Origin of the sequence: Stutzerimonas kunmingensis (assembly GCF_032106285.1) — a bacterium.
GTDB classification, from domain to species: domain Bacteria; phylum Pseudomonadota; class Gammaproteobacteria; order Pseudomonadales; family Pseudomonadaceae; genus Stutzerimonas; species Stutzerimonas kunmingensis_B.
The window spans coordinates 329,358-355,826 of the sequence record NZ_DAMCPO010000001.1 but is presented as its reverse complement, the minus strand read 5'-3'; the positions used below and the strand labels follow the sequence as shown (position 1 = coordinate 355,826).

Sequence of the window (26,469 nt, the reverse complement as noted above, 5' to 3'; positions counted from 1 at the left end):
GCCGCTGCGTGCCGCGCCACCCGCACGTGCAGACTGGCTTTGCGGGCCGACAGGTGCCGCACCCTTTTGTCTTGCCTTCCGCCTTTGCCCCTCGCTGTCGCTCGGAGCAGCGGCGGCCCGGCGGCGCTGCTGCGCGAGCAGCCAGCGCGCCGGCGAACGCGGACACGGCCGCAGGCCGGGCGCGTTCGAGGCAAGACGCCTGCACGTTGGACGGCTGCGCCGAAGGCAGCGCGAAGTGCGGTGCCCAATGCGCAGGATTGGCACCCGCACTGCACGCGCGACGACACGGCGACGACCAGCAGGACGACACGCCCGATGGCACGATGAGATGCACGGCAACGTGCAGCGAATCGACGGCCATCATGGGCGGGATTCCAGCCAGACCGGATGCGCGACGCCGATCACGGCGGATGCGCTGACCGGCCCGAAATACCGGCTGTCGAACGACGCCGGATTGGTGACACTGAGCAGGAACAGCTCGCCAGGCCGAAGGCGGCGGCACTGCTGCCAGGATGGCAGCGGGCGGCCCCAGCGGTCGGCAGGCAGCACGGCGGCCGAAGGCACGCCGTTGATGCGGACGCTGCCGTCAGCGATGCACACCTCTTGCGGCGCCACCGCACCTACGCGCTTGAGCAGCGAGATGCGCGTTGGTAGGTAGCCGCGCTGCGCAGCGAGCGCGGCAGCCTCGGCGGGCAGCGGCACCAGCACGATGCTGCCCACGGACAACGGACGTGGCGGCGAGCTGGCGCGAGGGTCGAGCGGATCGACGCGATACCAGCCGACCGCCACGCTGTCGGACGGGTTGTAGGTCAGGCGCGGCAGTGGATGCACGAAGGACGCCCAGGCCAGCGCAGCGAGGCCGCAGGCGGACAGGCCCGCCAACACGAGGCGAGCGCGCAAACGTGCGCGGTGCGAGCGAGGATGCGGCGTGGTGCCGGAAGTGGAAACGGCGGTCATGGCAGTGCCCTCCCGGCGAGCCAAGCGGAGTGCCGCTCGGCGGTGTATTCGGGCAGCGGCAGGCGCGCAGCGAGCCGGTTGGCGAGCGTGCGCCAGTACGCGGGCGAGACGCTGACGGGCGCGATGCCCAGCGCCTCGATGGCGTCGATGCGCTCCAGCACGGCGCGCACCTGCATCTCGCCTTCGGCGTGCAGCAGCAGGCGTGCGCCGGGCTGCACGCCGGGGATGCGCTGTGCCGCATCGAGCGGCGTGCAAGCCTGCATGACCATGAGCTGCCAGCGAACGGTGCCGTAGTCGTTGGCCTGCCAGCGGATGCGGCACAACATGGCACCCGGCAGGAACACCGCGCAGCGCCGCCAACGGTCGAGCTGGTGCGTGCGCGCGGGTTCGCCGAAGCGCAAATAGAGCTTGAAGCGCGGTTCGATGTAGGCCAGCGCCACGCGCGTCAGCGGCGCGCTGGCAGGCTGGCCGGAAGGTGCTGCGAGCGCAGCCGTGGCCGCGCCAGCGGCAGGCGAAGCGGATGCGGTCATGGGGCGTTCTCCCTGCGGTGTTCTGGAAACTCGCGCTCCAGCAGGCCGCGCAGCAGGTCGGCCACGGTCACGCCCTGCGTGAAAGCCGATACCTTGATGCGCGCCCGCATCGCGGGCGTGATGTCGAGGGTCAGGCGAGCCGTGTAGAGGTCGCCCTTGCCAAGTGCATCGGCATCGCCCTGGCGAATCCACGCCTCGGCGTGCGGATTCGCCGGTGGACGCGCGCCGATGCCGACGCGCTTTGCGCGAGGTGGCGGCTTCGCTGTCATGTCGGCCACCGCAGCAGTTCGTCCACCAGCGCGGTGATTTCGCGCGCGGCGGCGCTGTCCGGCGCCGTCTCGCGTGCAAGCCGGCCAGCGGCCACGCTGTCGGCGAACACGATGCGCTGATGCACTTCCGCGCGCAGCGCAGGAAGCGGTTGGTCGTCCAGCGCCTGGCGCGCTTCGCGCCCGATCACGGTGGTACTGACGCGCCGATTGATGACGAAGGCCGCGCGCAGCGCAGGCCGAAACACCTGTGCCTCGCGGATCAGCGCCACCATCTCGGCGCTGGCCCACAGGTCGTAAGGGCTGGGCTGCACGGGGATCAGCACGCGCTCGGCCGCCAGCAGCGCGGAGCGCGCCAGTGCCGCGATGCGCGGCGGGCCGTCGATGATGACGTGATCGGCCCGCCTGGCGAGTTCTGGCGCCTCTTGGTGCAGCGTTTCGCGTGCGAGGCCCACGGCGCTGAACAGCCGTGGCAAGCCTTGCTGGCTTCTGCGCTGTGTCCAGTCCAGCGATGAACCCTGCGGGTCGGCGTCCAGCAGGACGACGTGCTGGCCGCGCATCGCCAGCTCGCCGGCGATGTGCGTGGCGAGCGTGGTCTTGCCCACGCCGCCTTTCTGGTTGAGCAGAGCGACGATCATGGCGCGGCCCTCCGTGTTGGAAAGCCGGGCTTTTGCTGCTGCGCTTGTGGCCGCGTGGTGGTTGTCCACCGCAGCGGCGTTTCTCTACTAAAAGTTAGAGAAATTAAGTTAGGGAAGTTAGAGGGTGCGCAAACCCAATGCTGGCGCGGGTTTGCGGACGATCGGCACGCCTGATAGCACGATAGTCCCACGCCTGATAGCACGATACCCCGCACGCCTGATAGCACGACACCATTCACAGGTTTTCCCGAAGTTATCCCCGTGCCGTCTGCGGCACGGGCCGGAACGTCAGCAGCTCCATGCCGTTGTCCGGCATCCGCTCGATGCCCAGGACGTAACCGGGCAGCGACTGCCGCGCGACGAGCGCGCGCAGATCGCAGGCGAAGTCGTAGGGCTTCGCGGTGCTGCCGGACTTCTGGTGCAGATAGCGAAAGTCGAACTGCCAGCCGTATGCCTGCTTGCCGCCGTGCTTGCGCACCAGGCGGTACAGCCACCGCTCGATGCCGCCGGTGAGCCGGAAGTACGCCGGGTCGATGGTCAGCACCAGGGCGGCGTCGAGCACGCCCGCAAAGAACCAGTCCGGCAGGATCAGCTCGATGCCCAGCGGCGTGCCGCGGGCAGCGCAGTGCGCTCGTACAGCATCGAGTCGATGCGCTCGCGCAGCGTCCGCACGCTCCAGCGTTCGGCACTCGCCATCTGCGCGTAATAGTCCCGCTGGAGCGGGTCTTTCAGCGGGATCAGGGCGATGAAGTGCGTCCAGCTCAATTCTCGTATCAGTGATACGAGAATCTGCTCGTCGGGGAAGGTGGCTGCGAACTGCACCATGCGGCGCAGGTTCTGCTCGGCAAAGCTGTTGCCGTACTCCTTCACCAACTGCGCCGCCAGGGTAGGCAGGACTTCCTTGCCATAAGCGCCCCGGCGCCCGTCCAAGACCTGCGTATGGATGCGCTGGCCGATGCGCCAGTAGAGCATCGTCAGCTCGCTATTCACCGTCGAGGCGGCGCGCTTGCGCGCCGCCTCGATCAGTGCCCGAATGTCGCCCAGCAGCGCCGAAGGCGCTGCGGACGATGCTGCGGATGACCGGCGCGTGTTCATGCCGCCGCCTCCGCAAGCTGGCGCCCGCCCGTGATGGCCTGGCGGCGGCTGGCCACCAGTTCGGCCGCATCGCGCACGGGCTTGTCCTCGGTGTGGACGTAGTGCATGAACATCGCCACGGTCTTGTGGCCCGTCAGCTTCATGCCCACTTTGGTCGGCACGCCCGAATTGGCAATGTCGGTGGTCGAGCGATGGCGGATGCCGTGCGTGCCGACGTGCGGCACGCCGGCGGCCTTGAGCGTCCGGCACCAGCCGCCATAGTGCTCGCCAAAGGTCAGGTGCTTGGCCGGGTCGTTCGGCGACGGCAAGACGTAGGGGCAGCCGTCCCGGCGCGGTGCCGTCGAAAGCAGCCGATAGGCTTCCTCGCTCATAGGCTTGGAAATGCCGCCGACCTTGCTGTCGGGCCATACAACGCGCCGGTTCTCGAAGTCGAGCCAGCTCCATTGGAGCGGGCAGATTTCGGAGCGCCGTGCCGCGAACTCGAATTGCAGCCGGATCGCCAGTGGGATGACGTAGTTCTCCAGCCCTTCCGCCTCCAGTTTCTCCAACTGGCGGAAGATCCGCACCATTTCCTCGTCCACGATGAGCCGGGTTTCCTTGCCCGGCGGGTACATCGGGACGTGGCGGCACGGATTCGTGCCATCCGGGCGATAGCCCCACACTTCGGCCAGGTTGAACATCTTGCGCAGCACGCCGAAGGTCTTGTTCGCCTCGGTCGGCTTGTAGGCCAGCTTCTCCATCAGCCCGGCAATGTCGGGCCGCTTCACGTCATGCACCTTCTTGCGGCCCAGCAGCGGGATGATGTTGCGGTCGATGACGCCCTGATAGCCGTCCTGCGTGCTGGGCTTGTTGCGCTTCTTGGAGTAGTCCTCCATGAACTTCTTGCACAACTCGGCCATCGTGGGCGCCTTGCGCGCCTCGGCCTTGGCGCCGCCGGGGTCGCCGCCCCGGCGAACCTCGGCCAGCCAGTCCTGTGCCTTGACTCGTGCCTGTTCGACGGTCAGCTCCCCGTACAGCCCCAGCGAGGGCTTGCGGGGCTGGCCGGAGTTCGTGCGGTACTGGAGCATGAACACCCGGCGGCCGGTCGGGGTAATCTTGCACAGGAAGCCAGGCACCACGGTATCCCGCAGTTCAACATCCTTGGCTTGGGGCTGGGCCGCCTCCACGGCGGTTTTGGTGAGCTTGATCTTTGCCATGATGACTCCTTGGAACGACCCGGATTCCAAGAGCCAGATAGGAGCGGCGCGAGGGAAAACCGGGTCAAGTTTCAGAAAGCACCGGCATATGATGGACGCGCGTAAGCTATTGATAAACCTGCTGTATCGAGCTACGGCGCAGTCCAGCGAACTACCGGGCTGGAGTCATCGTGAAACAAAAAAGCCGGCGCAATGTCTGGAATACATCCTTGTGCATGAGCTGACACATCTGTTGGAGCACCATCACAACGTGCGATTTACCGGGTTGCTTAACCAGCACTTGCCGCAATGGCGGACGCTGCGTGAGGAACTTAACGGATCGGTGCTGGCTGAGTTCTAGGCTGCTCGCTGCATCGCATGATCCCATTCATAACGTCAATTTCAGCCAATCAGATCGCCATGTCCCACCAGTGAGCAGCAGTGCAGGTTAGGAGAAAAAATGCGCGACTCGCTGATTGGCATACCAGCGCCCAATCGTAGGCATCTGATCCAGAAGGGTTTTTTGAATTCTCATCCTTGACGGAATTCTCCAGTTAGCTGACGTACGACACGAGGCGGCAAAATACTCTGCCGGCCCACTGTTCATTTCTTTTTATATTCAGGTTTGTGCCTTCTGTAAAGCGCAATACAAGATGCTCTCCAGCATAGGAGAAGAGCAAGTATTTGAAAGATTTTACGAGCCTCTGGGCGATGCGGCTTCTAAATACGCTGGCCTCTTGGGCTACACTCCCGGATCCACTAGAGATCCTAATACACTAATGCCGAAATCAAACCACCCAATCAAGAATGGCTTGATTATCAAAGAAATTGATTTAATGGCTGGTTCTATCTGGGGTTCGGGGTGTTAAAGCCCTCTATTCAAGTATAGGTAGCAGTAGGACGGCAATGTTAACTTATATGGGCGGGCGCCGATCTGATGACAGGCAAGAGAGTAGTGCTGGCGCACCCGTCTCTCAGAACCATGAACCTAATAACAGCCCTTGCATTGAGCTTGGTGAAGATGGCACCGTTCGAGCAATGGCAGCCCTACAAGGACGTAATCTGATGCACCAGAAGCGAATTGCTTTATTGATCGATTGCGACAACGTCAGTCATAACGCCATCGAGGGTGTGCTTGAAGAGCTCGCCAAGTACGGAATGGTCAACGTTCGGCATGCTCACGGCGACTGGAAGAGCGACGGGCTATCCGGATGGGTTGAGCGTCTACACCCGTTTGCTATTCGGCCCATGCAGCAGTTCGCGTACACCAAGGGTAAGAACGCCACTGACGCTGCGATGATCATTGATGCGATGGATCTGCTTTACAGCAAGAGCATCGATGCCTTTGCTCTGATGACCAGCGACAGTGACTTCACGCCACTAGCTCTTCGCCTTCAAGAAAGTGGCTTTCCGGTCTTCGGCTTCGGCGAAAAGAAAACCCCGACTGCCTTCGTACACGCCTGTACTTCTTTCATCTACGTGGAGAATCTGGCACGCGCGACGGATGACGACCAAGTTTCAAATGATGAGCAGCCCAGGAAGAAATCGAGAAAAGAGCTGCGTTGCGATACAACACTCGTTCGCCTGCTACGCAACGCGGCAGACCAAACGGCTGGAGATGATGGTTGGTCGCTACTCAGCAGGGTGTCGGACTACATCCACAACAACAGCTCTTTTTCTGTCGTGAACTACGGCTTCCAGAAGCTGGGCGACCTAATCCGCACATCAGAGCTCTTCGACGTCGAAATGCGCGGAACGGTCATGGTTATTCGCACCATCCGCAAGCAGGTACTATCCACCAGTCAAGAGGCTGCCTTGGCTAGCCCTGCTTAATCTTCACTCGAAGGCTGAGGGGTATCCAATGCTTGAAGCTCTGAGCAATCACGACCGTGAGCAAAAGGGAGTTACCCAGCATGAGCCAAATGAGACCGGGCTCTGCAAGTGGAGCGAGCAACCATGTCTGAACTGATCAAGCAGGCCTGGGGTTCTACCCCGTCAGCTACCGGCCAGAACGGGACATTCGCCCCGATAACCAGAGACTTAGAACTTGACCTCGCCATCACAGCAGGTGAGCCGCGACTACAGGCACGGCTCACCTATCGGCAAATACCCTATACAACGCGCCCCTTGAACTCATCCATCCACGTTACAAGCTCCAACACATCTTGCTCGAAAACGTCGAGCTCAACTGGGACTTGAGGCAGTTCATCTGCCTGTGAGTGCTCGTACATTGAGTAAGTGGTCATCAGCCGATCAAGGTAATCGCAGTCGACAGCCGTAACCTTGGCGACTCCTCTTAATTTCCCTTTGGTCATGACATCCCTTCTGAATCGAGCAACGACATCGTGCAGAAGGATGAACTCAACCGTCCGCTCAAGGATAATCCGGAAATCACTACAGGCACTCTTCACGGCCAGGTCATATCCATCCGCATCGGCCTGAGCCTGAAGTTTTTTTAGCTGCGGAATAACCTGATCTCGAATTACATTAATAGCCTTGTCGGGCCTAGCATCACGCAAGTTGTGCTGCGCCAAGATTCCCGCGACCTTATTCAACCGCCGAAGCGATAGCACTGTGTGGTTGATCTTTTGGTTGCCTGGGTTCTCCGCATGCTTTTTGAGCGCAGATTCGACCAGAGCGATCAACGATAGGCGGTGCGTGAAGATGATGACCTGTCTAGTCTTAGCCAGCTCAACAAGCCTGGCCACAACCCGCTCTTCGAAGTCCTGATCCAGGGAGGAAATCGGATCATCGAAGATGAAAGGAGCTAGCTGGTTAGAGCCAGTTGTATCTGCCAGAAACGCGGCCAATGCGACGATTCGCGCTTCACCCTCGCTGAGTACGACCTCAGGTGAATGATTTACCCGAGCCCCGACAAGAGTGAGTCCAAAGGTGATTACCCCCTTTCCTTGAGCCTTGCTCTGCGGTGCCACGGGTAACCGACTACCACCAAGCATTTTCAACTCGGCAGCAAAACGAGCCTGATAGCCAGCGTCAAGTTCAGTTTTCGCGAGCTCATTGCGCTTGGTCGTCAGAGCATTGGTTGCGGTCAGCCTCGCAGCTTTATCCAGCAGCTCCATCGAGGCCAGCCGCTGACGCTCCGCTAGGATGGCCGGCTTGTTCTCGGATAACCACTGTAGCGCCTTGAGCTGCCTCACCCGAGTTTCGAGCTCTTGCCGCTTACCATCTTGCTGCAGTTGAGTAAGGTCGGCTTCCTCTACGAGCAGATCGGCAGCGCGCTTTTCCAAGGCATTATCAATAGCTTCCCAGTCGAATCTCAATAGGTCGACCGCAGCAGCACATTCAACAAACTGAGCACGCCTGCTTTTCAATGACTCATACCAGCTACGAGCAACCAGTTCGTCGAACTGCAGCTGAGCCAATCTTGAGATCCAATCTTCAATGGATGGTAACTGGACTATTTCCGCAACAAGAGCTGCATTAGCGCATTCTTTAGTTTTTGCCGCAGTCTCGAGGCCGGCAGTAACGAATGATTCGAAACTCTTGAGTCGTGATGCGGCGTCTGCCGTAAGCACCTGTTGGCATAGCACGCAGTGCGCACCATCCGAGGTCACAGGGAACTCGTGGGCAGGGTAAGCATTAGCAACTGAGTAGTTGCGCGCCTGCTCCCACATCAGCATCCAAGCAGCCTCGCCAACGCCCTGGAGAGGCGCATCGGCGAAGGCCTGTTGCGCGACGTCATTGGCTGCCTTCCTAGCTACCGCTGCATCACTCTTCGACTTGAATAGCGCAGCAGCTTTCTCATCCGACAGACCCTCTTTCAGAGTGCGCATCGCCTGCCTAATGCTGTCGGTCGCAACCTTCTCTTTTCCAATGGAAACTAGTCTGCCCGCAATGTCCTTTTCCGCCAGCAGGCCTTCAGCCTTGATCCGTTCTTCATCCAACTCTTTAGGGAATTGGCAATACGCTTCAATTTTCTCGGCGGAGACCGAAGCCTTCAAAGAGGCCAGCCAGCCTTTTCCCGCAGTGTCTGCCAGATCAGCGGGAAACTGTGGAAGGGAGCTGACAAGCTTTGCCTTCTCAGAGGCCAGCTCCGCAGAAACTTTGTCCGATACCTGAATGAGCAGAGTGATGAACCGCATGCTGCTGGGCTCGTAGCTCGACTCTGTTTTCCCCATGTATTGAGACGCGGCCTTTGAATCGAATACCTGCGCATGTTTAAGCTGAGGATGCGGCTCGGCATTAGGCTGCCAGTTGATATCTCGGGGGGTGCCATCGATAGTGATTCGGCATTGCGCACTGCATGCGTGCTCCTCATCGCTGAAGACGTTTGGACAGATTTCATCCTTTGAGCGCGACCCACAGAGCTGTTTGAGCAGCCGGGCATAACCACTCTTCCCCGAACCATTTTGGCCGTAAATCACGGTCAAGCCGCCCGCTCCGAACTGCAGAGACGCGCCCGGCTTGATCGCATTAACGCCAAAGACTTGGCTAACCCCTTCAACTCTAACGACCGGCCGTACGGTTGCTGCAGAGAATGATCCCGGAGCTACGTTCGCGAATCCCGGATCCTGCTGCTTGGCAGCCTCGAGCTTGCAGAGGCGAACTAGCTCGGCAAGCTCCTCCGCATTAGGCGGCCGCTTCTGCTCGATGAGCTTCTTTGCTGCTGTCTGTAGCCAGCGACCTCGCTCGCTCAACCACTTTTCGAAATCGTCTACGTACACCACTCCGTTAGCCAGACTCGACATCCCTGATCTCCGCATTTATGGGGTAGAAACAGTCATACCACGGCCAAGTATCATCACTCCAGCAGTCGTCTCCACTGACCGGCCAAATGAAGTGCAGGTCGTGGGCACTAGCTAAATGAGCCGAAGGGATGAAATCTGCTTCTTTCAAATAACTACGTCTGGGCTGGCTCATGTCGCTTTCAACTGGGAGTTCCGTGTCGATAGATACCTATCGCGACTGACTGGTTATGGCCGGATGCGGTCGGTGTTTGATAGCTAGGCTCCGTAATGTAGGAGAACTGATAGCATTTACCCGCCGGCGCCACCGCCGCGTAAATGTCCCAGCAAAAACCGACGCGCTGCCCGAGAAGATGCGCTGATGCTACTGGGGTGCTGTATACGAAAACATTTAATTCGCTGATAAAGCCTGAATTGCCACAATTGACTACGCGGCACTCCCTCCTGGCAGAAGTCGGCCAACTCAGTACACACACTTCCTTCACCCTTATGTGGAAAATAACGTTGCCGGAATTTCGCACTCTTAACGCCGTTTGCAAAGATGATGATGTCGGGTCTTAGAACTTCTATTTGTGCCTTGAGAAGTCGTTCCGAGATTTCCAGCAAAGTTGGAAAGTGCTCCCATCGCATAGGTGACTTTTTGTTCCATGCGAAACTGAACAAATTTGCCCAAGCTAAACTCTGAACCCCGTGGTCGTCGGCCAAGTCGCGTAGAAGATTGAAAAAGCTTTCCCCTCGGTCTCTAGGTTTACGTATGAACTTGGCGAGGTGATCCTGCTGTGTAGTCATTGCCTTGCAGATGTAATCTTCCAGGCTTTGAAATTTGTCATCGCCCCTCAACACATCCCAGCGGCGAGTTTCTCTCCCGACCACCATAATTTTCTGCGGTGCTGACTGGTAGGAGGCTGAAGTGCCAGGAAGAAATAGTCCGGAGAGCTTGGCGTATTCCGGATCCTGAGTTTTGCTACGGTCAAGCCAGTGCTGCGGCAGGGCGTTGAGCACATCGTAGTAGGCCTCAGCCAAGGTTTGCTGCGCGCTATCCATCGCGGAAGCTCCCGATAAATATCCATTGATAGCAAATAGTGGAAAAGGCACACAACGGCTGCTTCGTGGCCGATTTTGCCGGACGCGAAGGGCGATATTAGATCAGAGCGACCTATTTTGCGCCGGGTTCGAGCTTGAGAAGGGTGAGCCACTGGCGCGTTAGCAGAGTACGACAAGCCTCGACCTGGCCGCCAAAGCACTGCTCCACGGGGTAGATGAACTCAGCTGATACGGTGTAGCGAATAGGCTTCCCGTCTTGATCGAAGATATCGCCACCTACCGCCTTGAGCAGTGCGTGGCCTGCGACAATGTCATGGGGCGAGACGGGGTATAACGAAACGCCTGCGGCCCCATCACCAGCTGCGACTCGAGCAAGCCGATAGGCGATGCTAGGAATCGGTTCGCAGGTTGCGGGGGCGCATAGGATGTCGTTCTCGGCCCGCTTGGAGGCTGCTGCCGAACTGACAAATACAACCGATCCTTTAAGGTCACGATTCTGCTTGGACGGTGCAATGACCCGTCCATTGCGGAAGAGCGCGTTCATCCCTTGCTGCCAGGCAATACAGTCCGACCCACGAGGAGTGCCAGGTGCGTATACAACACCAAGCACCGGCTCTCCTTCATCCAGAAGCCCAACCGAGACTGCGGAGCCAGATCGTCCAGCGAGAAAGTCTGCAGTTCCATCATTGGGGTCAACAACCCAACAATAGCGATGCCCGGTCTGATGGCGCCCTGTCTCTTCCCCTACGAAATCACAGCTTAGAATCTGCTCTAGCCCTCGGCGCAGGACGACCTCGATCTCTAAATCGACCTCGGCTTTGTAGCCACTTCCACGAGGCCCGCCCGGTCTCCGAAGCTCAGCGAGGATGAGAGCTCCAGCCTCAATCACTAGGTCGGCAACTCTGTAAACGATCCCGGTTTGGAGCATTAGCTTTCATCTCTGGGGGAAGTTCGACCAAAGCTCTCGAGATCCTCCTGAACGTCATCAAACATGGTCTGCACTAGCCGCTCGCGGCGAAGACCTGAAAGGCATCGACCGAAACATCCCGAGCAAAGAACGACGTTGTAACCATTCCCAGAGTAGAGCGGACTCGAGACGAGAGCTCCACAGGGCATTTCCTTGGTGCTCGCAACAGGAGCATCACAGACACTACAGAGTTGAATTGGTGTGCTCATGGTGCGTTCGCTCGCTGTATGGGAGGCCAGTCTCAAGCTCTCTGCAATGACGCCTTCAGGAGCCCTGAGAACTATCCCGAATGGGTGTAAGCACTAAATCCTCACCGACAAGCTCAAGGTTTAGCTTGTCTCCAATGCGTAATTCCATTGCCTCAAGCACCTCTGGAGGAATCTCCACGATCAAGTCGCCGCTACCATCACCTGCGTCATGGCAAACCGCAGTCCTATTCGTGTCGCTCATGCATTGCCTCCGGTTTACGGGCGAATGCTATAGACGATGTCATCGCGCACTTTCTTGTGGCGACCAACGCCAAGCAGGACGTAGATGGTGCTCCTGGTCTCGAAAAAGCCATCGCCTTCATACCTCAGCTGCAAGGAGCTCCTCACCCAATAGCCCGGTGGAAAACGGCCAGCGGAGTCTTCGACCACCTCGTCGGCGTGGATAAGCCGTGCCATGAATCCATCAGACTCAATTTGTTGACGCGCTTCGTCTGAGATATCGAGCTCGACGAGAGTCCAGCTCTTCACTAGGCAGTACTGCTTGCCGGGATTTCGCCGGTGTAACTCAAGCAGGATCTGGTCTCGACTCAGATTGGTGCCGTTGATTGCGGGAGCATAGCCATATAGAAACTCCATGATTTCGAGTAGTTTTTCATTTCCACTAACATCCAGAATCTGGGGCTTCATGGTAGTCCTCGTGGTGATTCACGGATTTGCAACCTAGGGATAAGCCTAAAGCTGCAGTGGCTCACTTATGGCATGCGCAGGATCTAGTGAAGCTGTCTGGGCGTAAGGACAATCCCTGACTTCATTAAGCGATGAAGCGCCATCAGCGATGGCCGTCCGACGCCCTGCTTGAACGTAACCACGACGTACGTTGAGTTAAGAGTCGTTATGAGCCAGCGGCCTTCGCTAAGACGCAGACCGATGATGTCTGAGGTTCGTATGAGATGGCCGTCAGCAAACCGACCTGTACTTTCCCTGCGGGCATGTTGATAGCTGATCCCGACAGCGGCATTTGCGATAACAACCGCATCAACTAGAAAGCCCGTTACCGGAAGCGGATACTTTGCCTTCAGAGCATGGGCCAGCTGTCGTTTTGCATAAGACGAGATTGACCGACTGGTCTCTGGAATCAAGGTCGTTTTCAACATGTGCACCGCGTCAGCTGAGGTTTGTGTAAAACACGGTTTGCTGGTTCGTCAGCTCCAAAATTTCAGCCGGCGTCCGTGAAGGGTCGTAATAGTTCTTACCTTCGTGCGTCACGTAGATATGGATCAGCTCGTTGTCAGCTGATCTGGCAATGTCAATTTGTCTGATAGGTTCAAGCAGCCACCGTCCCGCGCCGTTCATCCACGCTGGGCTCATCAGCTGAAGCTCGCCGATGCGTGCATCAGGAGTTTTCAAGTTGGCCATTTCAAGAAAAGTAGTCAGGTCATTGGGCATGACGGTCTTTGTGTATTCAATACCACCCTCTGTCACCTTCACCGTTGCGTGAAGCCACGGACTCGAGATTTCGCGCTCAACGAGCCTCCAGTGGTGATGGTCGGGCCCGAACACGGGCGCCAGGTTGTAATAGGCGCTCTCGTGGGTTTTGAACATTAGTCAGCTCCAGATAATGAGTGCAATACCTTGTAGTGCTATTGCATGCATTCTGGCTCCATTCTTCCTTTTCTGCAATGGGAAGATTGGGATGGATTTCAGGCAGGCACTGGGCATGAGCTTGCGGAGAGTTCGCAAGTCCCGTGGGCTCACGCAGGAGGCGTTCTCGTCCGTCAGCAGCCGGACACATATGTCGGAGCTAGAGCGAGGAGTGATAGGGATTACGGTCGAGAAGCTGATAGAGATCGCTGAAGTTATGGGCGTTCACCCCCTCACAGTCTTACTCGACTCGTTCAGTAGCTACGAAGCGGTAGCTCCAGAGAGACTTTTGCAACAAATTGCCCATGAACACAATGAAGTTGGAAGCTACAGGTCGAATGAGAATGAGGCTGGAGCATAGATGTTATGTCTTTAACCCTGGGCCTCCGGCACGCCCTGCACTTGTTGTGAAAGCGGAACCAGAGGCCAGGCGCTTCGCTAAGACCAAAGGAACAAAACAGCTTTCAAATTCAACACTTGTGTGGCATTTAAAGGAATGATATTGTTTGAGCCAGTTATGGTTTCAGGCCTGATTATTGAGAGCCGGATAGCCTACCTTTTCCGGACGGACAGTATGCTTCCGAGGGATTTGCATACCACATAACGGTTCGAGTCCGTGTGGGCCCACCACCTTTTAAAGCCGCGCACTGCGCGGCTTTTTCGTTTATCCCCTGCTGACGAACGACTCAGCGACGCCGCCGGTCCAGCCCTCCCCTCGCCGGTCGCGCCCATTCCCCATTAATAACCAGATCGCATATAAACAGCAGGAAAGGTTTCTGGACTCTCTAAGCTGACGTCTCTATCTTGCGCCGCGGGCCCGTTGTTTCGACGCGCGCCTCAGTCGCCACCCTTAAGGACGTCCATGCTTCCAGAATCGCTGCCGCTGTTGTTCGTCTGCGCCTTGCTGATCTGGGTATTGGTGGCGTTCGTAAGAGAGAGCTGGAGCCCGGATATCGTCGTGGCGATTGCCGTGGCGGTGCTGCTGGCGACGCAGCTGCTGACGCCCGGGGAAGTGCTCGGCGTGCTGTCCAACTCGGCCCCGGTCACCATCGCCTGCATGTTCATCATTTCGGCGGCGCTCGAACGCACTGGCTGCATCGATGCGCTGGGCAACTGGCTCGGTAATCTGGTGGGCACCAGCCCGACACGAGTGCTGTTCGGCCTGACGATCACCGCATTGGTGATTTCCGCCTGCCTGAACAATACGCCGGTAGTGGCGATCCTCACGCCGGTGGCGATTTCCCTGGCCAAGCGTGCCGGCACGACGCCCTCGAAACTGCTGATTCCGCTGTCGTACGCCACGATTCTCGGCGGCACGCTGACGATGATCGGCACCTCGACCAACATCCTCGTCGATGGTGTGGCGCGCAAGGCTGGGCTGACGCCGTTCGGCATGTTCGAGATCACCGGGGCGGGCTTGATCATGGCCGCCGCCGGCATGGTCTATCTGCTGACCATCGGCAAGCACCTGCTGCCGGAGCGCGACACGCTGTCCAAGCTGCTCGGTCCGCGCCTTGATCGCAACTTCATGACCGAGCTGCGCGTGCCGTCGAACTCACCAGTGATCGGAAAGACCCTCGCCGAGGCCAACCTGAACGGCGGCAGCGGGCTGCAGGTGCTGCAGGTAAACCGCAACGCGCAGCTGTTCAGCCGCCCGGAGCATGACTTCACCCTGACCGCCGGCGATCTGCTGGTGATCCATGGCCAGGTAAAGGACGTGGTGGAGCTGCGCGAAAGCGGCCACCTGACCTTTAACCGGGGCGACGCCTTCGAAACCATCAGCAGCGAAGACGTGATCCTTGCCGAAGCCATCGTCGGCCGCGGCTCGCGCTACAGCCACCGACCGATGCGCGACCTCGACCTGTCCGCGCGCTACGGCATCAGCGTCTTGGCCGTGCACCGGCAGGACGAGAACATTCAGGGCAACTTCGACGATTTCCAGCTGCAGTTCGGCGATGTGATGCTGGTCGAGGGCACGCCTGCGCAGATCAAGCGTTTTGCCGACAACGGCGAGCTGATCAGCCTCAACGCGGTACAGGAGCGCGCCTTTCGCCGCGACAAGGCACCGATCGCGATCATCGCCACCCTGGCGGTCATGGTGTTGGCAGCCTTTGGCGTGATGCCGATCGAAGGCCTGGCGATCATTGGTGCGGCCGCGGTGTTGGCGACGCGCTGTCTGGACGTCGAGGACGCCTACAAGGCAGTCGACTGGAAGATCCTCAGCCTGATCTTCGGCATGCTGGCAATCAGCATCGCCATGGACAAAGTTGGCTTGGTACAGCTGGTTGTGCAGAACGTGACGGCCATTACCCCCTGGGCCGGCCCGCTGTTCATGCTGTCGTTCATCTACCTGCTGACCTCAATGCTCACCGAGATGCTGTCGAACAACGCGGTGGCCGTACTCATCACTCCGATCGCAATCGGCCTGGCCCAGCATCTGGGAGTCGACCCGCGCGCGTTCGTGGTCGCCGTGATGTTCGCCGCCAGCGCCAGTTTCGCAACGCCGATCGGCTATCAGACCAACACCTTCGTCTACAACGCCGGTGGCTACCGCTTCACCGACTTCCTCAAGGTGGGCATACCACTGAACCTGCTGTTGTGGGTCGTGGCGACGCTGGTGATTCCGCTGTTCTGGCCGCTCACGCCACTCTGACGGTAAGGCTTGCCCTGGATCATTGACCGTCCAGGCGTTCAGTTTCATGCTCTCGGGCCTTTGCCCCCGACGAACAAGAACAAGGAGCGCGCCATGAAACTGGAAACCCTCGCCATCCATGCAGGCTACAGCCCGGACCCGACCACCCGGGCGGTGGCGGTACCGATCTACCAGACCACTTCCTATGCCTTCGACGACACCCAGCACGGCGCCGACCTGTTCGATCTGAAGGTGCCGGGCAACATCTATACACGCATCATGAATCCCACCACCGACGTGCTCGAGCAGCGCGTCGCGGCACTGGAAGGCGGGGTGGCGGCACTGGCCGTTGCCTCAGGAATGGCGGCAATCACCTACGCCATCCAGACCATCGCCGAAGTCGGCGACAACATCGTCTCGGTCGCCAAGCTCTACGGCGGTACCTACAACCTGTTCGCCCATACCCTGCCGCGCCAGGGCATCGAAGTACGCTTCGCCGCCCACGATGACATCGCCGCCCTGGAAGCGCTGATAGACGAACGCACCAAGGCGGTGTTCTGCGAATCCATCGGCAACCCGGCGGGCAACGTCATCGACCTAGCCGCCCTGGCCGAAGCCGCACACCGCCACGGCGTGCCGCTGATCGTTGACAACACCGTCGCCACGCCGATGCTCTGCCGCCCCTTCGAGCATGGCGCGGACATCGTCGTGCACTCGCTGACCAAGTACATGGGCGGCCACGGCACCAGCATCGGCGGCATCGTGGTCGACTCCGGCAAGTTTCCCTGGGCGCAGCACAAGGAGCGCTTCGCGCTGCTGAACACGCCCGATGTGTCCTACCACGGCGTCACCTACACCGAAGCGTTCGGTCCCGCCGCCTTCATCGGCCGCTGCCGCGTGGTGCCGCTGCGCAACATGGGCGCGGCCATTTCGCCATTCAATTCGTTCCTGATCCTGCAGGGGCTGGAAACCCTGGCGCTGCGCATGGAACGCCATTGCGAGAATGCACTGAAGGTCGCCGAGTTCCTGCAGGCACATCCGCAAGTGGCCTGGGTCAAATACGCCGGGCTACCGGATCACCCCGAGCACGAACTGGCTCGCCGTTATATGGGAGGCATGCCGGCGTCGATCCTCTGCTTCGGTATCGAGGGCGGCATGGAGGCCGGCGCGCGCTTTATCGACGCGCTCAAGCTGGTGGTGCGGCTGGTGAACATCGGCGACGCCAAGTCCCTGGCCTGCCATCCAGCCAGCACCACGCACCGCCAGCTGAATGCCGAGGAACTGGCCCGCGCCGGTGTGTCACAGGACCTGATCCGGCTATCCATCGGTATCGAGCACATCGACGACATCCTCGCCGATCTGGCCCAGGCGCTGAGCGCGTCCAAGGGCTGACTCGCGCTTGATATCCGCCGCCGAGGCTCCACATTAATGGCATACCGCCGTGGAGCCTCGTCATGACCGAATCACTGATCGTCCCCTGCGCGCACTGCGCCAGCCTCAATCGTATCCCCGCGGACCGGCTGCACGACGCACCGCGCTGCGGTCGGTGCAAGGCCGAGGCGTTGCCAAACGCTCCGTTCGACTTGCAACAGAGCCAGTTCGCCAACCAGATCAAGGGCGACCTGCCGCTACTGATAGATGTCTGGGCCAGCTGGTGCGGGCCCTGCCACAGTTTCGCCCCGACCTTTGCGCAGGCTGCCAGCCAGCTCCAGGGCCGCTGCCGCCTGGCCAAGCTCGACAGCGAGGCCAATGCACAGCTGTCGACGCAACTTGGCATCCGCTCGATTCCCAGCCTGATCCTGTTCCGCAAAGGCCGTGAAGTCGCCAGACAGAGCGGCGCCATGCCGTTGCCGCAGCTGATGGCGTGGCTGGCGCAGCACGGCGTGAAGTAAGTCACCGCAAGGAGGAAGTTCCGCTGAAATGTGCACGCAGCGCGTATACCGGAACGATTGTCGACGCCGTCGAGTCCACTGAACATCAGTGACTCAACAGGAGCGCCTTATGTTCGACAAGCCTTCGCATACATTCGAAATTAACTACATCTACCAGAACGATCCGCGCGCCGAGACCTATGACGCCGATGTGGGCAGCCTGTCTCAGGGCGAAGCGGCTCGCCATCTCATCGAGCTACACAATGGCGACGCCGAGAACAGTCTGGTGATGCCTAAAGCGGGTGCTGACGAAGCACAGTTACTTGAGCAGGCCGAAGTCATGGGCATCACCGACATCCGCGTTACCCGTGTGCCCAAGCAGGAGAAAGGCGAAACCCCTGCCCATTACAAACAGCCCTGACCTGATAGCTCGCCCTGCAAGCAGGCAGGGCCCCTCAGTAGTAGTACCAGCGCAGTTGTAACTGGACTTCAGTTTCGGCCTCGGCGCGATGGCTGAAGCTACGCTCCAGGCCCAGACGCAGGCCGATATCGTCATACAGTTCGAACTGCTGAGCGAAGCTGATGCGTCGGCGCACTTCGCCGTTGTGGAAATAGTCGCCGCGCGCTTCAAGGAGCAGATTTCCCGCTCTATTCCGCCAGAGCAGTCCGCTATCGAAACCCGCGGCCGGACTGATGGCGGCGCCGAAATCCGGGTTGTGCTCAAGCCGGGCCGTAGCCAAAGCAAAGCCGAGCAGACCGTCTCCAAACTGCCACGTGAAGCCACCGCCGCCGTTGAGATGCCCCACCAGTCGATCCTGATCAGCCTCCGGCACGCGTTCCAACCCCGCGGCGACCTGCCAGGACCAGGGCCTCAGCAACGGCGTAACGGGCGTCAACGAACGAATTCCGGCCAGGTCCAGCCGTTGCAGCGTCCAGCGGTTGCCTTCGTACTGACGCATCCGCAGCTGGGCGATTTCAATCTGCGCGCCCATCGGAAAGCCTTCAAGGTTGTCTAGCAGGTCGTGATAGGCCATGCGCAGCCCATACTCAGCGAAGGTTTGATCGCCGCGGCTGCCGAGGCCGAACTGCAACGTACGTGACTCATGGCCATATTCAGGCAGAACCGGTCGCTCGACCTCCAGGCGAGGCGGCGGGTTCCGATTGATTGCCTGCAACAGACGATAGCTTTGAGCGGCGTTGGCCGCATCGCGCTCCTCTCCAGTGACGCGATAGCGAACCAGGCGGTAAGCGCTGTCCTGAATCAAGGCGCGGCGATCTGCCGGCAGTTCGAGATAGTCGCTCTGCTCAAGCACCTGTGGATCGTCGGCCAGCTGGCGAGCCCAGTTCAGTTCCTCGGTTTCGAGTGGCTCGGTGCGAGCCAGCAATTCTCGCTCACGCGAAGGGCGGTAATCGATACTCTCGACAAGCCCTGCATCGATCACGGCACGTACGGTGTCGGCCGGTATTGCAGTCAACGGAAACTGCGCAGTCAGCCTAAGCCCGGGCCGGGCGATTTCCAGCAATTCAAGCAGGCGGTACGAGCAATTCTCGTCAAAGAAGAAGTAATCGAAGCGTATCTGCTTGAGTTCCCAGACATGCTCAAGCATCCGCCCCGTCTCATCCGGCGTCAGATTCAGCCGGTATTCCCACAGATCACGATTCTCCAGGCGGCTGTATTCGCCGATCTTCTCGCGATACGGCAACAGCGAAAACAATCCGGGATAGCCTCCCATCAGGCCCTTCCAGGCATAGAGGATGCTGTTATCCAACCCTTCGATAAAGGCCCCGAAATTGAGCGCGGAACTCAGCAGCGGGCTGCCCTGAGTATCGATGTCGGCCTGATCGATGCGCAGCAGCGTATGACCGAACATTGATGATGGGCTATTGAGATAGGCCGCCGGGAAGACCAGCACGGCGCTGTGCGGCGCGACTTCGGCGTACCAGGTTGTGAATTCGGAGCACTCGACCGCTGGCAGATCGGTCAGGCTCAACTGCTCGCGTAACCAACGGGTGCGCGCGGGATAAACGCATTGAGCATGCCGGTCACCCTGATCCGCGGGAGCATAAAGGGCGGCAAGCGTCGCCGCGAGCTCAGCAGCGGGATCTTGTTCGCCGCCCTCGGCCAGGAAGAAGTCGTCATCATCGACATAGTTTCGCCAGCCGCCAAGCTTGCCGCGCTCGTAATGACCAAGCGAATGCCAGTAGGTCTCGTCGGCAAGCCGATGCAAGGCAGAAACAGGGGGTGGAGAAGCCAGCACGACGGCGCTTAGGCTATATAGCGCCAGCAATAGCAGGGGTCGAAGCATATTCGGCCAACGGCAAACGGATATGAAAGTGCCCGCCGGAGCGGGCACGATGGTAGGCGCGTGAAACTCAGGCCTGCTCGACGTACTGAGCCAGACGAGCATCCGCTTTGAGCACCGCCAGGGTAGCAGCATGGACCTGCTCGGCGGTCACATCGGCGGAGCTGAAGATTTCGTCGAAATGCGCCTGGGTGACGCTGGCGAAATGTGCGCGATCCTCAGGCTTGATGCCCAGCACGACGGCATAGGTCGTCAGCGCCTCGCCTTCGCCCATGGCCATGTCTTCGGACAGTTCGGTCATGATGCTGCCAAGCACCAGCATCGATTTGCCGTTGTACTGCAGCGCCCCATCGGTGGAGCAACCATTAGTACCAGAGGTCATGCCGAAAGTGGCGTTACCGGAGGTGCCATTGGTGATTGAGGCCACTAGGTGGGAAGGCAAACCGCGCTGGCCTTCGAACAACATATTGCCCCAGCCGCAACCCGGACCACCCGGAGCGGTGGCGAAGGAACTGGCGGAAGCAGTAAGGAGCAGGGACGCTAGCAGAATCCGTTTCATAATCGTTCTCTTTGCATGGTAGAAAACCGGCGCCCTCGCCGGCTGCGCTGTAGCTTTGGCAGGGCAGTGGACAGTGTCAAGCTAAAAAGGCCCGCACCGCTGAACAGTTCAAGCTAAAGCCGCCGAGACCTTTCCGCCTACCACATAGCCATACAGCCCCAGCTAGATACCAACGCGTCAGCATTAACTGTGCAGCGACATGTCATATCGCCATCTTTCATGATAGTTTCCGCGACCGCGCGTCAAGGAGCGCGCATGTTCGCAATTACAAGGAGCTGTCGTGAAACTAACCCTTATCATTCTCGCCGATGCGATTCTCGCATCTACCGGCTGCGCGAGCGCGCCTGAATTCATATCAGAAATCCGAACTTCGCCACTATGAAGCCGCCGGGCTGGCGGTCGAAGAGAAAAGCCCCGCCCTCGGGACGGCACTCGGCCTGCTACCCGGCGGTGGCTCGTTCTACGGTCGGGAGTACGGTTTCGGCGTGGTCAACTTGCTGTTCTGGCCCCTGTCCATCCTGTGGGACCCGGTAAGCGGGCACAGCGCGGCGGAAACGATCAACTATCACGCGACCAAGCAGCACGTCAGCAAGCTGGAAAACAGCGAGATGGACGCGCTGGAAGATCAATTGGCGCAGAACCAGATCGATCTGACCCACTATACCCTGCAAAAGCGCAAGATCGAAGCAAAGTACGACTTCAACTGATCGCTCGGCCGGCAACGGCCAAGGCCCGCAACCGGTTTCGCGCGAGCCGCTTGAGAGGTGTTTCAACTGCCCGAAAGCGCCTCGCGCGTCACCAGATCCATGAAAGCCTGCGCCAGGGGCGACTGCTCCTGGCGGCGCTTGACCAGCCACACGGCCGTGGTGGCGTCCTTGTCCAGCAGCGTACGGAACCTTACGCCATCGATGCGTATACGGCGAAAGGATGCCGGCAGCACCGAAACGCCCAGCCCTGCAGCAACCAACCCGATGATGGTCAGCGCCTCGTTTGCCTCCTGCGCAATCCGCGGACTGAACCCGGCCTGTCGCGCCAGATTGAGCAACTGATCGTAGAGCCCGGTGCCGTAGCTGCGCGGAAAGAACACGAAGGGCTCGTCGGCCAGCTCCGCCAGAGCCAGGCCCTCCTCCCCTGCTTCGGCAAGCGAATGCCCCGTATGCATCAGCGCTACCAGTGGCTCGCTGAACAGCTCGACGGTCTGCAGGCCCGGCGGCAAGGCAAAGGGACGGATCATGCCGACCTGCAGCGTCTCGTCCTGCACCGCGTCGATCACCTGCTTGCTGGTCATCTCCTGCAGCGCAAGGTGCACCGCCGGGAAGGCCTGGCGAAAGGCCAGAATCGCCCGCGGCAGAATCGACGTAAAGGGCGCCGACGAGGTGAAGCCGACCTGCAACTCGCCGATCTCACCCTGCTCGGCACGCCGCACCACATCGACCGACTTGTCCACCTGAGCCAGCGTGCGCCGGGTCTCGTCGAGAAACAGCCGCCCCGCGTCGGTCAGCGACACCCGGCGGTTGGTGCGGTCGAACAGGCGCACGCCCAGCTCCTGTTCCAGAGCCTGGATCTGCTGGCTAAGCGGCGGCTGAGAGATACGCAGCAGTTCGGCTGCTCGACCGAAGTGCAGCTCTTCGGCCACCGCCACGAAATAGCGTAGATGTCTCAGTTCCACGTGCGCTCCAAACGATTCGTAAAACATATCAATAAGGACGAATAATATATTGGATAGCTTAAAAAAAGCTTCCTATCATTTCGCCCATAATCCGAACAACAGCAGTCGCGCCCCTTGATCGAAAAGGGATCACAGGCGTAACGGGCTGCTTTTGGCCGGAAAAAGCGAATCGGACAGAGGTCTCCATCGTGAGCAGTACGCACGGCGCCAGTGGCGCGTCAGCAGAGATACCTGCGCCTGGCGCGCCCATCAGCCATACCGAGAAAGGCACGCAGCGCTTCGCGCGCACTGCCCTGGCCCTGTTCGCTGGCGGCTTCGCCACCTTCGCCCTGCTGTACTGCGTGCAGCCGATGATGCCCATGCTGTCGCAGGCGTTCGGTATCAACGCAGCGCAGAGCAGCCTGATCCTTTCGCTCTCGACCCTGACACTGGCCGTCGGATTGCTGATCACCGGACCGATCTCCGATGCCATCGGCCGCAAGCAGGTGCTGGTCGTCTCCCTGCTCGCTGCCGCCGTGTTCACCGTCGGCAGTGCACTCGCACCCAGCTGGGAAGGCGTACTGCTGATGCGCGCGCTGGTTGGCTTGGCGCTCAGCGGAGTGACTGCGGTGGCCATGACCTACTTGAGCGAAGAGATCCACCCGCACCACCTCGGCCTGGCGATGGGGCTGTATATCGGCGGCAATGCCATCGGCGGCATGAGCGGACGCTTGCTGAGCGGCGTGCTGGTGGACTACCTGTCGTGGCACAGCGTGCTCGGAGTGATGGGCGGTCTGGCGCTACTGGCGGCGCTGTTGCTCTGGCGCTTCCTGCCGGAGTCGCGGCACTTCCACCCACGCCCGTTGCGCCTACGCGGCTTGCTGCAGGGCTACACGCTGCATTTTCGCGATGCCGGCCTGCCGTGGCTGTTCCTGCAGGGGTTCCTGCTGATGGGCAGCTTCGTCACGCTGTACAACTACATCGGCTATCGGCTGATTGCCGAGCCGTTCCACCTCAGCCAGACCATGATCGGCCTGCTGGCGGTGCTCTATCTGTCGGGCATCTACAGTTCGGCACAGGTGGGCGCGCTCGCCGATCGCTTCGGCCGTCGCCGGGTGTTCTGGCTGGTGATCGCTCTGATGCTGGCAGGCGTGGCCCTGACCCTGTTCGACCGACTGCCGCTGGTACTGCTGGGCATGCTGCTGTTCACCTTCGGTTTCTTTGGCGCCCATTCGGTGGCCAGCAGCTGGATCGGCCGTCGCGCGCAACAGGCTCGGGGCCAGGCGTCATCGCTCTATCTGTTCAGCTACTACCTGGGCTCGAGCATCGCCGGCACGCTGGGCGGTGTCTTCTGGCATGCTGCCGGCTGGGACGGCGTAGGTCTGTTCATCGCCTCGCTGTTGCTGATCGCCCTCGCTGTAGCCCTGCACCTGGCGCGCCTGCGCCCACTGCCGGAACCGCAAGCGGCTCACTGAGCCGGTAAAGCAAAACGCCCCGCAAATGCGGGGCGTTTTCCTGGAGCCGCTGGCAAATCAGCCGTGGTACTGCGCCGACAGCTCGTGGACCGACTCGATGAAGGCGCCGGCATGAGCGGGATCGACTTCCGGCGTGATGCCGTGGCCCAGGTTGAACACGTGGCCTTCGCCATGGCCGAAACTGGCCAGAATGCGCGCCACCTCCGCGCGGATGGCGTCGGGCTTGGCATAGAGCACGCTCGGGTCCATGTTGCCCTGCAGCGCGACCTTGCCGCCGACGCGGCGGCGTGCCTCGCCGATATCGCAGGTCCAGTCCAGCCCCAGCGCCTCGACGCCCGAATCGGCCATCGATTCCAGCCAGAGACCACCGCCCTTGGTGAACATGATGACTGGCACGCGGCGGCCGTCATGTTCGCGAATCAGGCCATCGACGATCTTGCGCATGTAGGCCAGGGAGAACTCCTGATAGGCCGCGGCCGACAGGCTGCCACCCCAGGAATCGAAGATCTGCACCGCCTGGGCACCTGCGAGGATCTGGCCATTGAGGTAACTGGTGACCGACTGCGCCAGCTTGTCCAGCAGGGCGTGCATCGCTTGCGGGTTCTCGTAGAGCATCGCCTTGGACTTGCGAAAGTCCTTCGACGAGCCGCCCTCGACCATGTAGGTCGCCAGGGTCCAGGGGCTGCCGGAGAAACCGATCAGCGGCACGCGGCCATTGAGTTCGCGGCGGATGGTACGCACGGCATCCATTACATAGCCCAGGTCCTTCTCCGGATCGGGAATTGGCAGCGCCTCGATGTCCGCAACGCTACTCACCACCTTTTTGAAGCGCGGCCCTTCGCCGGTCTCGAAGTACAGACCCAAACCCATGGCGTCCGGCACGGTAAGGATGTCGGAGAACAGGATCGCGGCATCCAGCGGATAGCGATCCAGCGGCTGCAGCGTCACCTCGCAAGCGAGTTCGGGATTCATGCACAGGCTCATGAAGTCACCGGCCTTGGCGCGGCTGGCCCGGTACTCGGGCAGATAGCGGCCGGCCTGGCGCATCATCCACACCGGGGTGACGTCGACAGGCTGCTTGAGCAGGGCACGAAGGAAGCGGTCGTTCTTCAAGACGGTCATGGCAGGGTTCCAGCGTAAAAGTGCCGTGCATTGTCGCAAAGCAGAAAAAAAAAGGCACGGCGAGCGCCGTGCCATTTAGCTATGGGCTTGATTCAAATCAGGCCACTCCGGGCGCCCTTCGATGCCCGGCAACGCCCGATCAGACGCCGAGATAATCCATGATGCCTTCGGCAGCCTGACGACCTTCGAAGATCGCCGTCACCACCAGATCAGAGCCGCGGACCATGTCGCCGCCGGCAAAGATCTTCGGGTTGCTGGTCTGGTGCTTGAACTGACCCACCTCGGGTGCCACGACGCGGCCCTGGTTGTCGATCTGGATGCCCTGGGCTTCGAACCACGGTGCCGGGCTCGGACGGAAACCAAAGGCGATGACCACGGCATCGGCCGGCAGCACCTGCTCGGAACCCGGAATCGGCTCCGGGCTACGGCGACCGCGGGCGTCTGGCGCGCCGAGACGTGTCTCGACCACCTTTACACCCTCAACCTTGCCTTCGCCGACGATCGCGATGGGTTGGCGGTTGAAGAGGAACTTCACGCCCTCTTCCTTGGCGTTCTTCACTTCGCGGCGCGAGCCCGGCATGTTCGCCGCATCACGACGGTAGGCGCAGGTCACGCTCTTCGCACCCTGGCGAATGGAGGTGCGGTTGCAGTCCATCGCGGTATCACCGCCGCCCAGTACCACGACCTTCTTGCCCTTCATGTCGATGAAGTCTTCGGCAGACTTCTCGAAGCCGAGATTGCGGTTGACGTTGGCGATGAGGAAATCCAGCGCGTCGTACACGCCCGGCAGGTCTTCACCGGGGAAGCCGCCCTTCATGTAGGTGTAGGTGCCCATGCCCATGAACACGGCATCGTAATCGGCCAGCAGCTGGTCGATGGTGATGTCCTTGCCTACCTCGGTGTTAAGACGGAACTCGATGCCCATACCGCCGAAGATTTCGCGACGACGGCTGAGTACGGTCTTTTCCAGCTTGAATTCGGGAATGCCGAACGTCAGCAGACCGCCGATCTCGGGGTTCTTGTCGAACACCACCGGGGTCACGCCGTTACGCACGAGAATATCGGCACAGCCCAGCCCTGCCGGGCCGGCACCGATGATCGCGACTTTCTTGCCGGTCGGCTTGACCTTGGACATGTCGGGCCGCCAGCCCATGGCGAAGGCAGTATCGGCGATGTACTTCTCCACCGAGCCGATGGTGACGGCGCCGAAGCCGTCATTCAGGGTACAGGCGCCCTCGCAGAGACGATCCTGCGGGCAAACGCGACCGCAGACTTCTGGGAGGGTGTTGGTCTGGTGCGCCAGCTCGGCGGCCGCGAGGATGTTGCCCTCGGAGACCAGCTTGAGCCAGTTGGGAATGTAGTTGTGGACCGGGCACTTCCACTCGCAATAGGGGTTGCCGCAACCCAGGCAGCGGTGAGCCTGTTCGCAGGCCTGCTGCGGCTTGAAGGGTTCGTAGATCTCGACGAACTCCTTCTTGCGCTGGCGCAGCAGCTTCTTCTTCGGATCCTTGCGCCCGACCTCGATGAACTGGAAGTCGTTATTCAGACGTTCAGTCATTTCAAAACCTCTCAACAGCAACCGTAGGCAATACATACGGCTGCAAGACAATCAGGGTGAGCAGCGGCCCCGC

At 60.2% G+C, this 26,469-nt stretch carries 24 protein-coding genes and 3 pseudogenes; 9 read left to right on the top strand and 18 right to left on the bottom strand.

Going from position 1 to position 26,469, the window contains the following annotated elements; translation table 11 throughout:
- Positions 1–360: 360 nt before the first annotated feature.
- From RT582_RS01660 to RT582_RS01630, 7 genes and pseudogenes are all read right to left on the bottom strand, one after another.
- Positions 361–957: a S26 family signal peptidase gene (locus RT582_RS01660; RefSeq protein ID WP_041014141.1), complete on the bottom strand. Its 597-nt coding sequence runs from the start codon at positions 955–957 to the stop codon at positions 361–363.
- On the bottom strand, positions 954–1,487 hold the full coding sequence (locus RT582_RS01655) for a DUF2840 domain-containing protein (protein ID WP_041014140.1): 534 nt from the start codon (positions 1,485–1,487) through the stop codon (positions 954–956). The genes RT582_RS01660 and RT582_RS01655 overlap by 4 nt, the downstream gene beginning before the upstream one ends.
- Entirely contained in the window at positions 1,484–1,756 is a 273-nt protein-coding gene (locus tag RT582_RS01650; RefSeq protein ID WP_034032526.1) for a hypothetical protein, read from the bottom strand. The genes RT582_RS01655 and RT582_RS01650 overlap by 4 nt, the downstream gene beginning before the upstream one ends.
- A complete protein-coding gene (gene parA, locus RT582_RS01645) occupies positions 1,753–2,391 on the bottom strand; it encodes a ParA family partition ATPase (protein ID WP_041014139.1) in 639 nt (212 codons plus the stop codon). Before parA ends, RT582_RS01650 begins: the two co-directional genes overlap by 4 nt.
- A 253-nt stretch (positions 2,392–2,644) precedes the next feature.
- A pseudogene (locus tag RT582_RS01640) lies at positions 2,645–3,184 on the bottom strand (replication initiator protein A); the annotation flags it as partial.
- Positions 3,079–3,486, bottom strand: a pseudogene (locus RT582_RS01635) (DUF1016 N-terminal domain-containing protein); the annotation flags it as partial. The pseudogenes RT582_RS01635 and RT582_RS01640, both read right to left, overlap by 106 nt.
- Positions 3,483–4,682 carry a tyrosine-type recombinase/integrase gene (locus tag RT582_RS01630; RefSeq protein ID WP_034032494.1) on the bottom strand — a complete coding sequence of 400 codons (1,200 nt, stop codon included), beginning with the start codon at positions 4,680–4,682 and terminating at the stop codon, positions 3,483–3,485. The gene RT582_RS01630 and the pseudogene RT582_RS01635, both read right to left, overlap by 4 nt.
- Between RT582_RS01630 and RT582_RS01625 the strand changes: the two genes are divergently transcribed.
- Both RT582_RS01625 and RT582_RS01620 read left to right on the top strand, forming a co-directional pair.
- Positions 4,681–5,022 (top strand): YgjP-like metallopeptidase domain-containing protein, encoded by a 342-nt coding sequence (locus tag RT582_RS01625; RefSeq protein WP_041014138.1) that lies wholly within the window; start codon positions 4,681–4,683, stop codon positions 5,020–5,022. The genes RT582_RS01630 and RT582_RS01625 overlap by 2 nt on opposite strands.
- A gap of 704 nt (positions 5,023–5,726) precedes the next feature.
- Complete coding sequence (locus tag RT582_RS01620; protein WP_041014137.1) at positions 5,727–6,494, top strand: NYN domain-containing protein; 768 nt, start codon at positions 5,727–5,729, stop codon at positions 6,492–6,494.
- A gap of 278 nt (positions 6,495–6,772) precedes the next feature.
- Here the strand turns inward: RT582_RS01620 and RT582_RS01615 are convergent, their stop codons facing one another.
- The 6 genes from RT582_RS01615 to RT582_RS01590 form a co-directional block, all read right to left on the bottom strand.
- A complete protein-coding gene (locus RT582_RS01615; protein WP_041014136.1) occupies positions 6,773–9,370 on the bottom strand; it encodes an AAA family ATPase in 2,598 nt (865 codons plus the stop codon).
- 288 nt (positions 9,371–9,658) lie between these two features.
- A complete protein-coding gene (locus tag RT582_RS01610) occupies positions 9,659–10,411 on the bottom strand; it encodes a hypothetical protein (protein WP_312905152.1) in 753 nt (250 codons plus the stop codon).
- Between the two features lie 112 nt (positions 10,412–10,523).
- Complete coding sequence (locus RT582_RS01605; protein WP_313476285.1) at positions 10,524–11,339, bottom strand: inositol monophosphatase family protein; 816 nt, start codon at positions 11,337–11,339, stop codon at positions 10,524–10,526.
- A 303-nt stretch (positions 11,340–11,642) separates the two neighbouring features.
- Positions 11,643–11,828: an AbrB/MazE/SpoVT family DNA-binding domain-containing protein gene (locus tag RT582_RS01600; protein WP_278446280.1), complete on the bottom strand. Its 186-nt coding sequence runs from the start codon at positions 11,826–11,828 to the stop codon at positions 11,643–11,645.
- A gap of 14 nt (positions 11,829–11,842) precedes the next feature.
- The gene (locus RT582_RS01595; RefSeq protein ID WP_313476282.1) at positions 11,843–12,274 is read right to left on the bottom strand and encodes a DUF6957 family protein; all 432 of its coding nucleotides are present in this window, start codon (positions 12,272–12,274) and stop codon (positions 11,843–11,845) included.
- A 477-nt stretch (positions 12,275–12,751) separates the two neighbouring features.
- Positions 12,752–13,189 (bottom strand): hypothetical protein, encoded by a 438-nt coding sequence (locus RT582_RS01590; protein ID WP_152480781.1) that lies wholly within the window; start codon positions 13,187–13,189, stop codon positions 12,752–12,754.
- Positions 13,190–13,205: 16 nt separating this feature from the next.
- Between RT582_RS01590 and RT582_RS01585 the strand changes: the two genes are divergently transcribed.
- The 5 genes from RT582_RS01585 (at position 13,206) to RT582_RS01565 (ending at position 18,152) form a co-directional block, all read left to right on the top strand.
- Positions 13,206–13,589: a helix-turn-helix domain-containing protein gene (locus RT582_RS01585; protein ID WP_313476280.1), complete on the top strand. Its 384-nt coding sequence runs from the start codon at positions 13,206–13,208 to the stop codon at positions 13,587–13,589.
- Between the two features lie 459 nt (positions 13,590–14,048).
- Entirely contained in the window at positions 14,049–15,881 is a 1,833-nt protein-coding gene (locus RT582_RS01580; RefSeq protein ID WP_376780553.1) for an SLC13 family permease, read from the top strand.
- 93 nt (positions 15,882–15,974) lie between these two features.
- A complete protein-coding gene (locus RT582_RS01575; RefSeq protein ID WP_044315412.1) occupies positions 15,975–17,252 on the top strand; it encodes a bifunctional O-acetylhomoserine aminocarboxypropyltransferase/cysteine synthase in 1,278 nt (425 codons plus the stop codon).
- Positions 17,253–17,314: 62 nt separating this feature from the next.
- Positions 17,315–17,752, top strand: a complete 438-nt coding sequence (gene trxC, locus RT582_RS01570; RefSeq protein WP_312965390.1) for a thioredoxin TrxC — start codon at positions 17,315–17,317, stop codon at positions 17,750–17,752.
- A 109-nt stretch (positions 17,753–17,861) separates the two neighbouring features.
- Positions 17,862–18,152, top strand: coding sequence for a hypothetical protein (locus tag RT582_RS01565; RefSeq protein WP_044315410.1), 291 nt, complete (start codon positions 17,862–17,864; stop codon positions 18,150–18,152).
- Between the two features lie 34 nt (positions 18,153–18,186).
- Here RT582_RS01565 and RT582_RS01560 read toward each other — a convergent pair whose 3' ends face one another.
- Together RT582_RS01560 and RT582_RS01555 are read right to left on the bottom strand one after the other, a co-directional pair.
- A complete protein-coding gene (locus tag RT582_RS01560; RefSeq protein WP_313476292.1) occupies positions 18,187–20,037 on the bottom strand; it encodes an Lnb N-terminal periplasmic domain-containing protein in 1,851 nt (616 codons plus the stop codon).
- 67 nt (positions 20,038–20,104) lie between these two features.
- On the bottom strand, positions 20,105–20,593 hold the full coding sequence (locus RT582_RS01555; protein ID WP_014821711.1) for a DUF3015 domain-containing protein: 489 nt from the start codon (positions 20,591–20,593) through the stop codon (positions 20,105–20,107).
- A gap of 280 nt (positions 20,594–20,873) precedes the next feature.
- Here RT582_RS01555 and RT582_RS01550 point away from each other — a divergent pair.
- Positions 20,874–21,300: pseudogene (locus RT582_RS01550) on the top strand (hypothetical protein).
- Positions 21,301–21,362: 62 nt separating this feature from the next.
- On the opposite strand, the gene RT582_RS01545 reads toward RT582_RS01550, so the two are convergent.
- Complete coding sequence (locus RT582_RS01545) at positions 21,363–22,262, bottom strand: LysR family transcriptional regulator (RefSeq protein WP_014821713.1); 900 nt, start codon at positions 22,260–22,262, stop codon at positions 21,363–21,365.
- 227 nt (positions 22,263–22,489) lie between these two features.
- Here RT582_RS01545 and RT582_RS01540 point away from each other — a divergent pair, with 227 nt between their 5' ends.
- Complete coding sequence (locus tag RT582_RS01540; RefSeq protein ID WP_446750905.1) at positions 22,490–23,716, top strand: MFS transporter; 1,227 nt, start codon at positions 22,490–22,492, stop codon at positions 23,714–23,716.
- A 57-nt stretch (positions 23,717–23,773) separates the two neighbouring features.
- Here the strand turns inward: RT582_RS01540 and hemE are convergent, their stop codons facing one another.
- Together hemE and RT582_RS01530 are read right to left on the bottom strand one after the other, a co-directional pair.
- Positions 23,774–24,838, bottom strand: a complete 1,065-nt coding sequence (gene hemE / locus RT582_RS01535) for a uroporphyrinogen decarboxylase (protein ID WP_102832891.1) — start codon at positions 24,836–24,838, stop codon at positions 23,774–23,776.
- Between the two features lie 139 nt (positions 24,839–24,977).
- Positions 24,978–26,396: an FAD-dependent oxidoreductase gene (locus RT582_RS01530; protein ID WP_003283491.1), complete on the bottom strand. Its 1,419-nt coding sequence runs from the start codon at positions 26,394–26,396 to the stop codon at positions 24,978–24,980.
- Between the last annotated feature and the right edge of the window lie 73 nt (positions 26,397–26,469).

Bases quoted from the DNA above. Each gene is read 5' to 3' on its own strand.
- RT582_RS01595 (WP_313476282.1), bottom strand. From the start codon at position 12,274: ATGAAGCCCCAGATTCTGGATGTTAGTGGAAATGAAAAACTACTCGAA.
- RT582_RS01610 (WP_312905152.1), bottom strand. From the start codon at position 10,411: ATGGATAGCGCGCAGCAAACCTTGGCTGAGGCCTACTACGATGTGCTC.
- RT582_RS01585 (WP_313476280.1), top strand. From the start codon at position 13,206: ATGAGTGCAATACCTTGTAGTGCTATTGCATGCATTCTGGCTCCATTC.
- RT582_RS01565 (WP_044315410.1), top strand. From the start codon at position 17,862: ATGTTCGACAAGCCTTCGCATACATTCGAAATTAACTACATCTACCAG.
- RT582_RS01650 (WP_034032526.1), bottom strand. From the start codon at position 1,756: ATGACAGCGAAGCCGCCACCTCGCGCAAAGCGCGTCGGCATCGGCGCG.
- RT582_RS01605 (WP_313476285.1), bottom strand. From the start codon at position 11,339: ATGCTCCAAACCGGGATCGTTTACAGAGTTGCCGACCTAGTGATTGAG.
- RT582_RS01575 (WP_044315412.1), top strand. From the start codon at position 15,975: ATGAAACTGGAAACCCTCGCCATCCATGCAGGCTACAGCCCGGACCCG.
- RT582_RS01655 (WP_041014140.1), bottom strand. From the start codon at position 1,487: ATGACCGCATCCGCTTCGCCTGCCGCTGGCGCGGCCACGGCTGCGCTC.
- RT582_RS01620 (WP_041014137.1), top strand. From the start codon at position 5,727: ATGCACCAGAAGCGAATTGCTTTATTGATCGATTGCGACAACGTCAGT.
- RT582_RS01625 (WP_041014138.1), top strand. From the start codon at position 4,681: ATGATGACTCCTTGGAACGACCCGGATTCCAAGAGCCAGATAGGAGCG.
- RT582_RS01660 (WP_041014141.1), bottom strand. From the start codon at position 957: ATGACCGCCGTTTCCACTTCCGGCACCACGCCGCATCCTCGCTCGCAC.
- trxC (WP_312965390.1), top strand. From the start codon at position 17,315: ATGACCGAATCACTGATCGTCCCCTGCGCGCACTGCGCCAGCCTCAAT.
- parA (WP_041014139.1), bottom strand. From the start codon at position 2,391: ATGATCGTCGCTCTGCTCAACCAGAAAGGCGGCGTGGGCAAGACCACG.
- RT582_RS01615 (WP_041014136.1), bottom strand. From the start codon at position 9,370: ATGTCGAGTCTGGCTAACGGAGTGGTGTACGTAGACGATTTCGAAAAG.
- RT582_RS01590 (WP_152480781.1), bottom strand. From the start codon at position 13,189: ATGTTCAAAACCCACGAGAGCGCCTATTACAACCTGGCGCCCGTGTTC.
- RT582_RS01530 (WP_003283491.1), bottom strand. From the start codon at position 26,396: ATGACTGAACGTCTGAATAACGACTTCCAGTTCATCGAGGTCGGGCGC.
- RT582_RS01600 (WP_278446280.1), bottom strand. From the start codon at position 11,828: ATGAGCGACACGAATAGGACTGCGGTTTGCCATGACGCAGGTGATGGT.
- RT582_RS01560 (WP_313476292.1), bottom strand. From the start codon at position 20,037: ATGCTTCGACCCCTGCTATTGCTGGCGCTATATAGCCTAAGCGCCGTC.
- RT582_RS01630 (WP_034032494.1), bottom strand. From the start codon at position 4,682: ATGGCAAAGATCAAGCTCACCAAAACCGCCGTGGAGGCGGCCCAGCCC.
- RT582_RS01555 (WP_014821711.1), bottom strand. From the start codon at position 20,593: ATGAAACGGATTCTGCTAGCGTCCCTGCTCCTTACTGCTTCCGCCAGT.
- hemE (WP_102832891.1), bottom strand. From the start codon at position 24,838: ATGACCGTCTTGAAGAACGACCGCTTCCTTCGTGCCCTGCTCAAGCAG.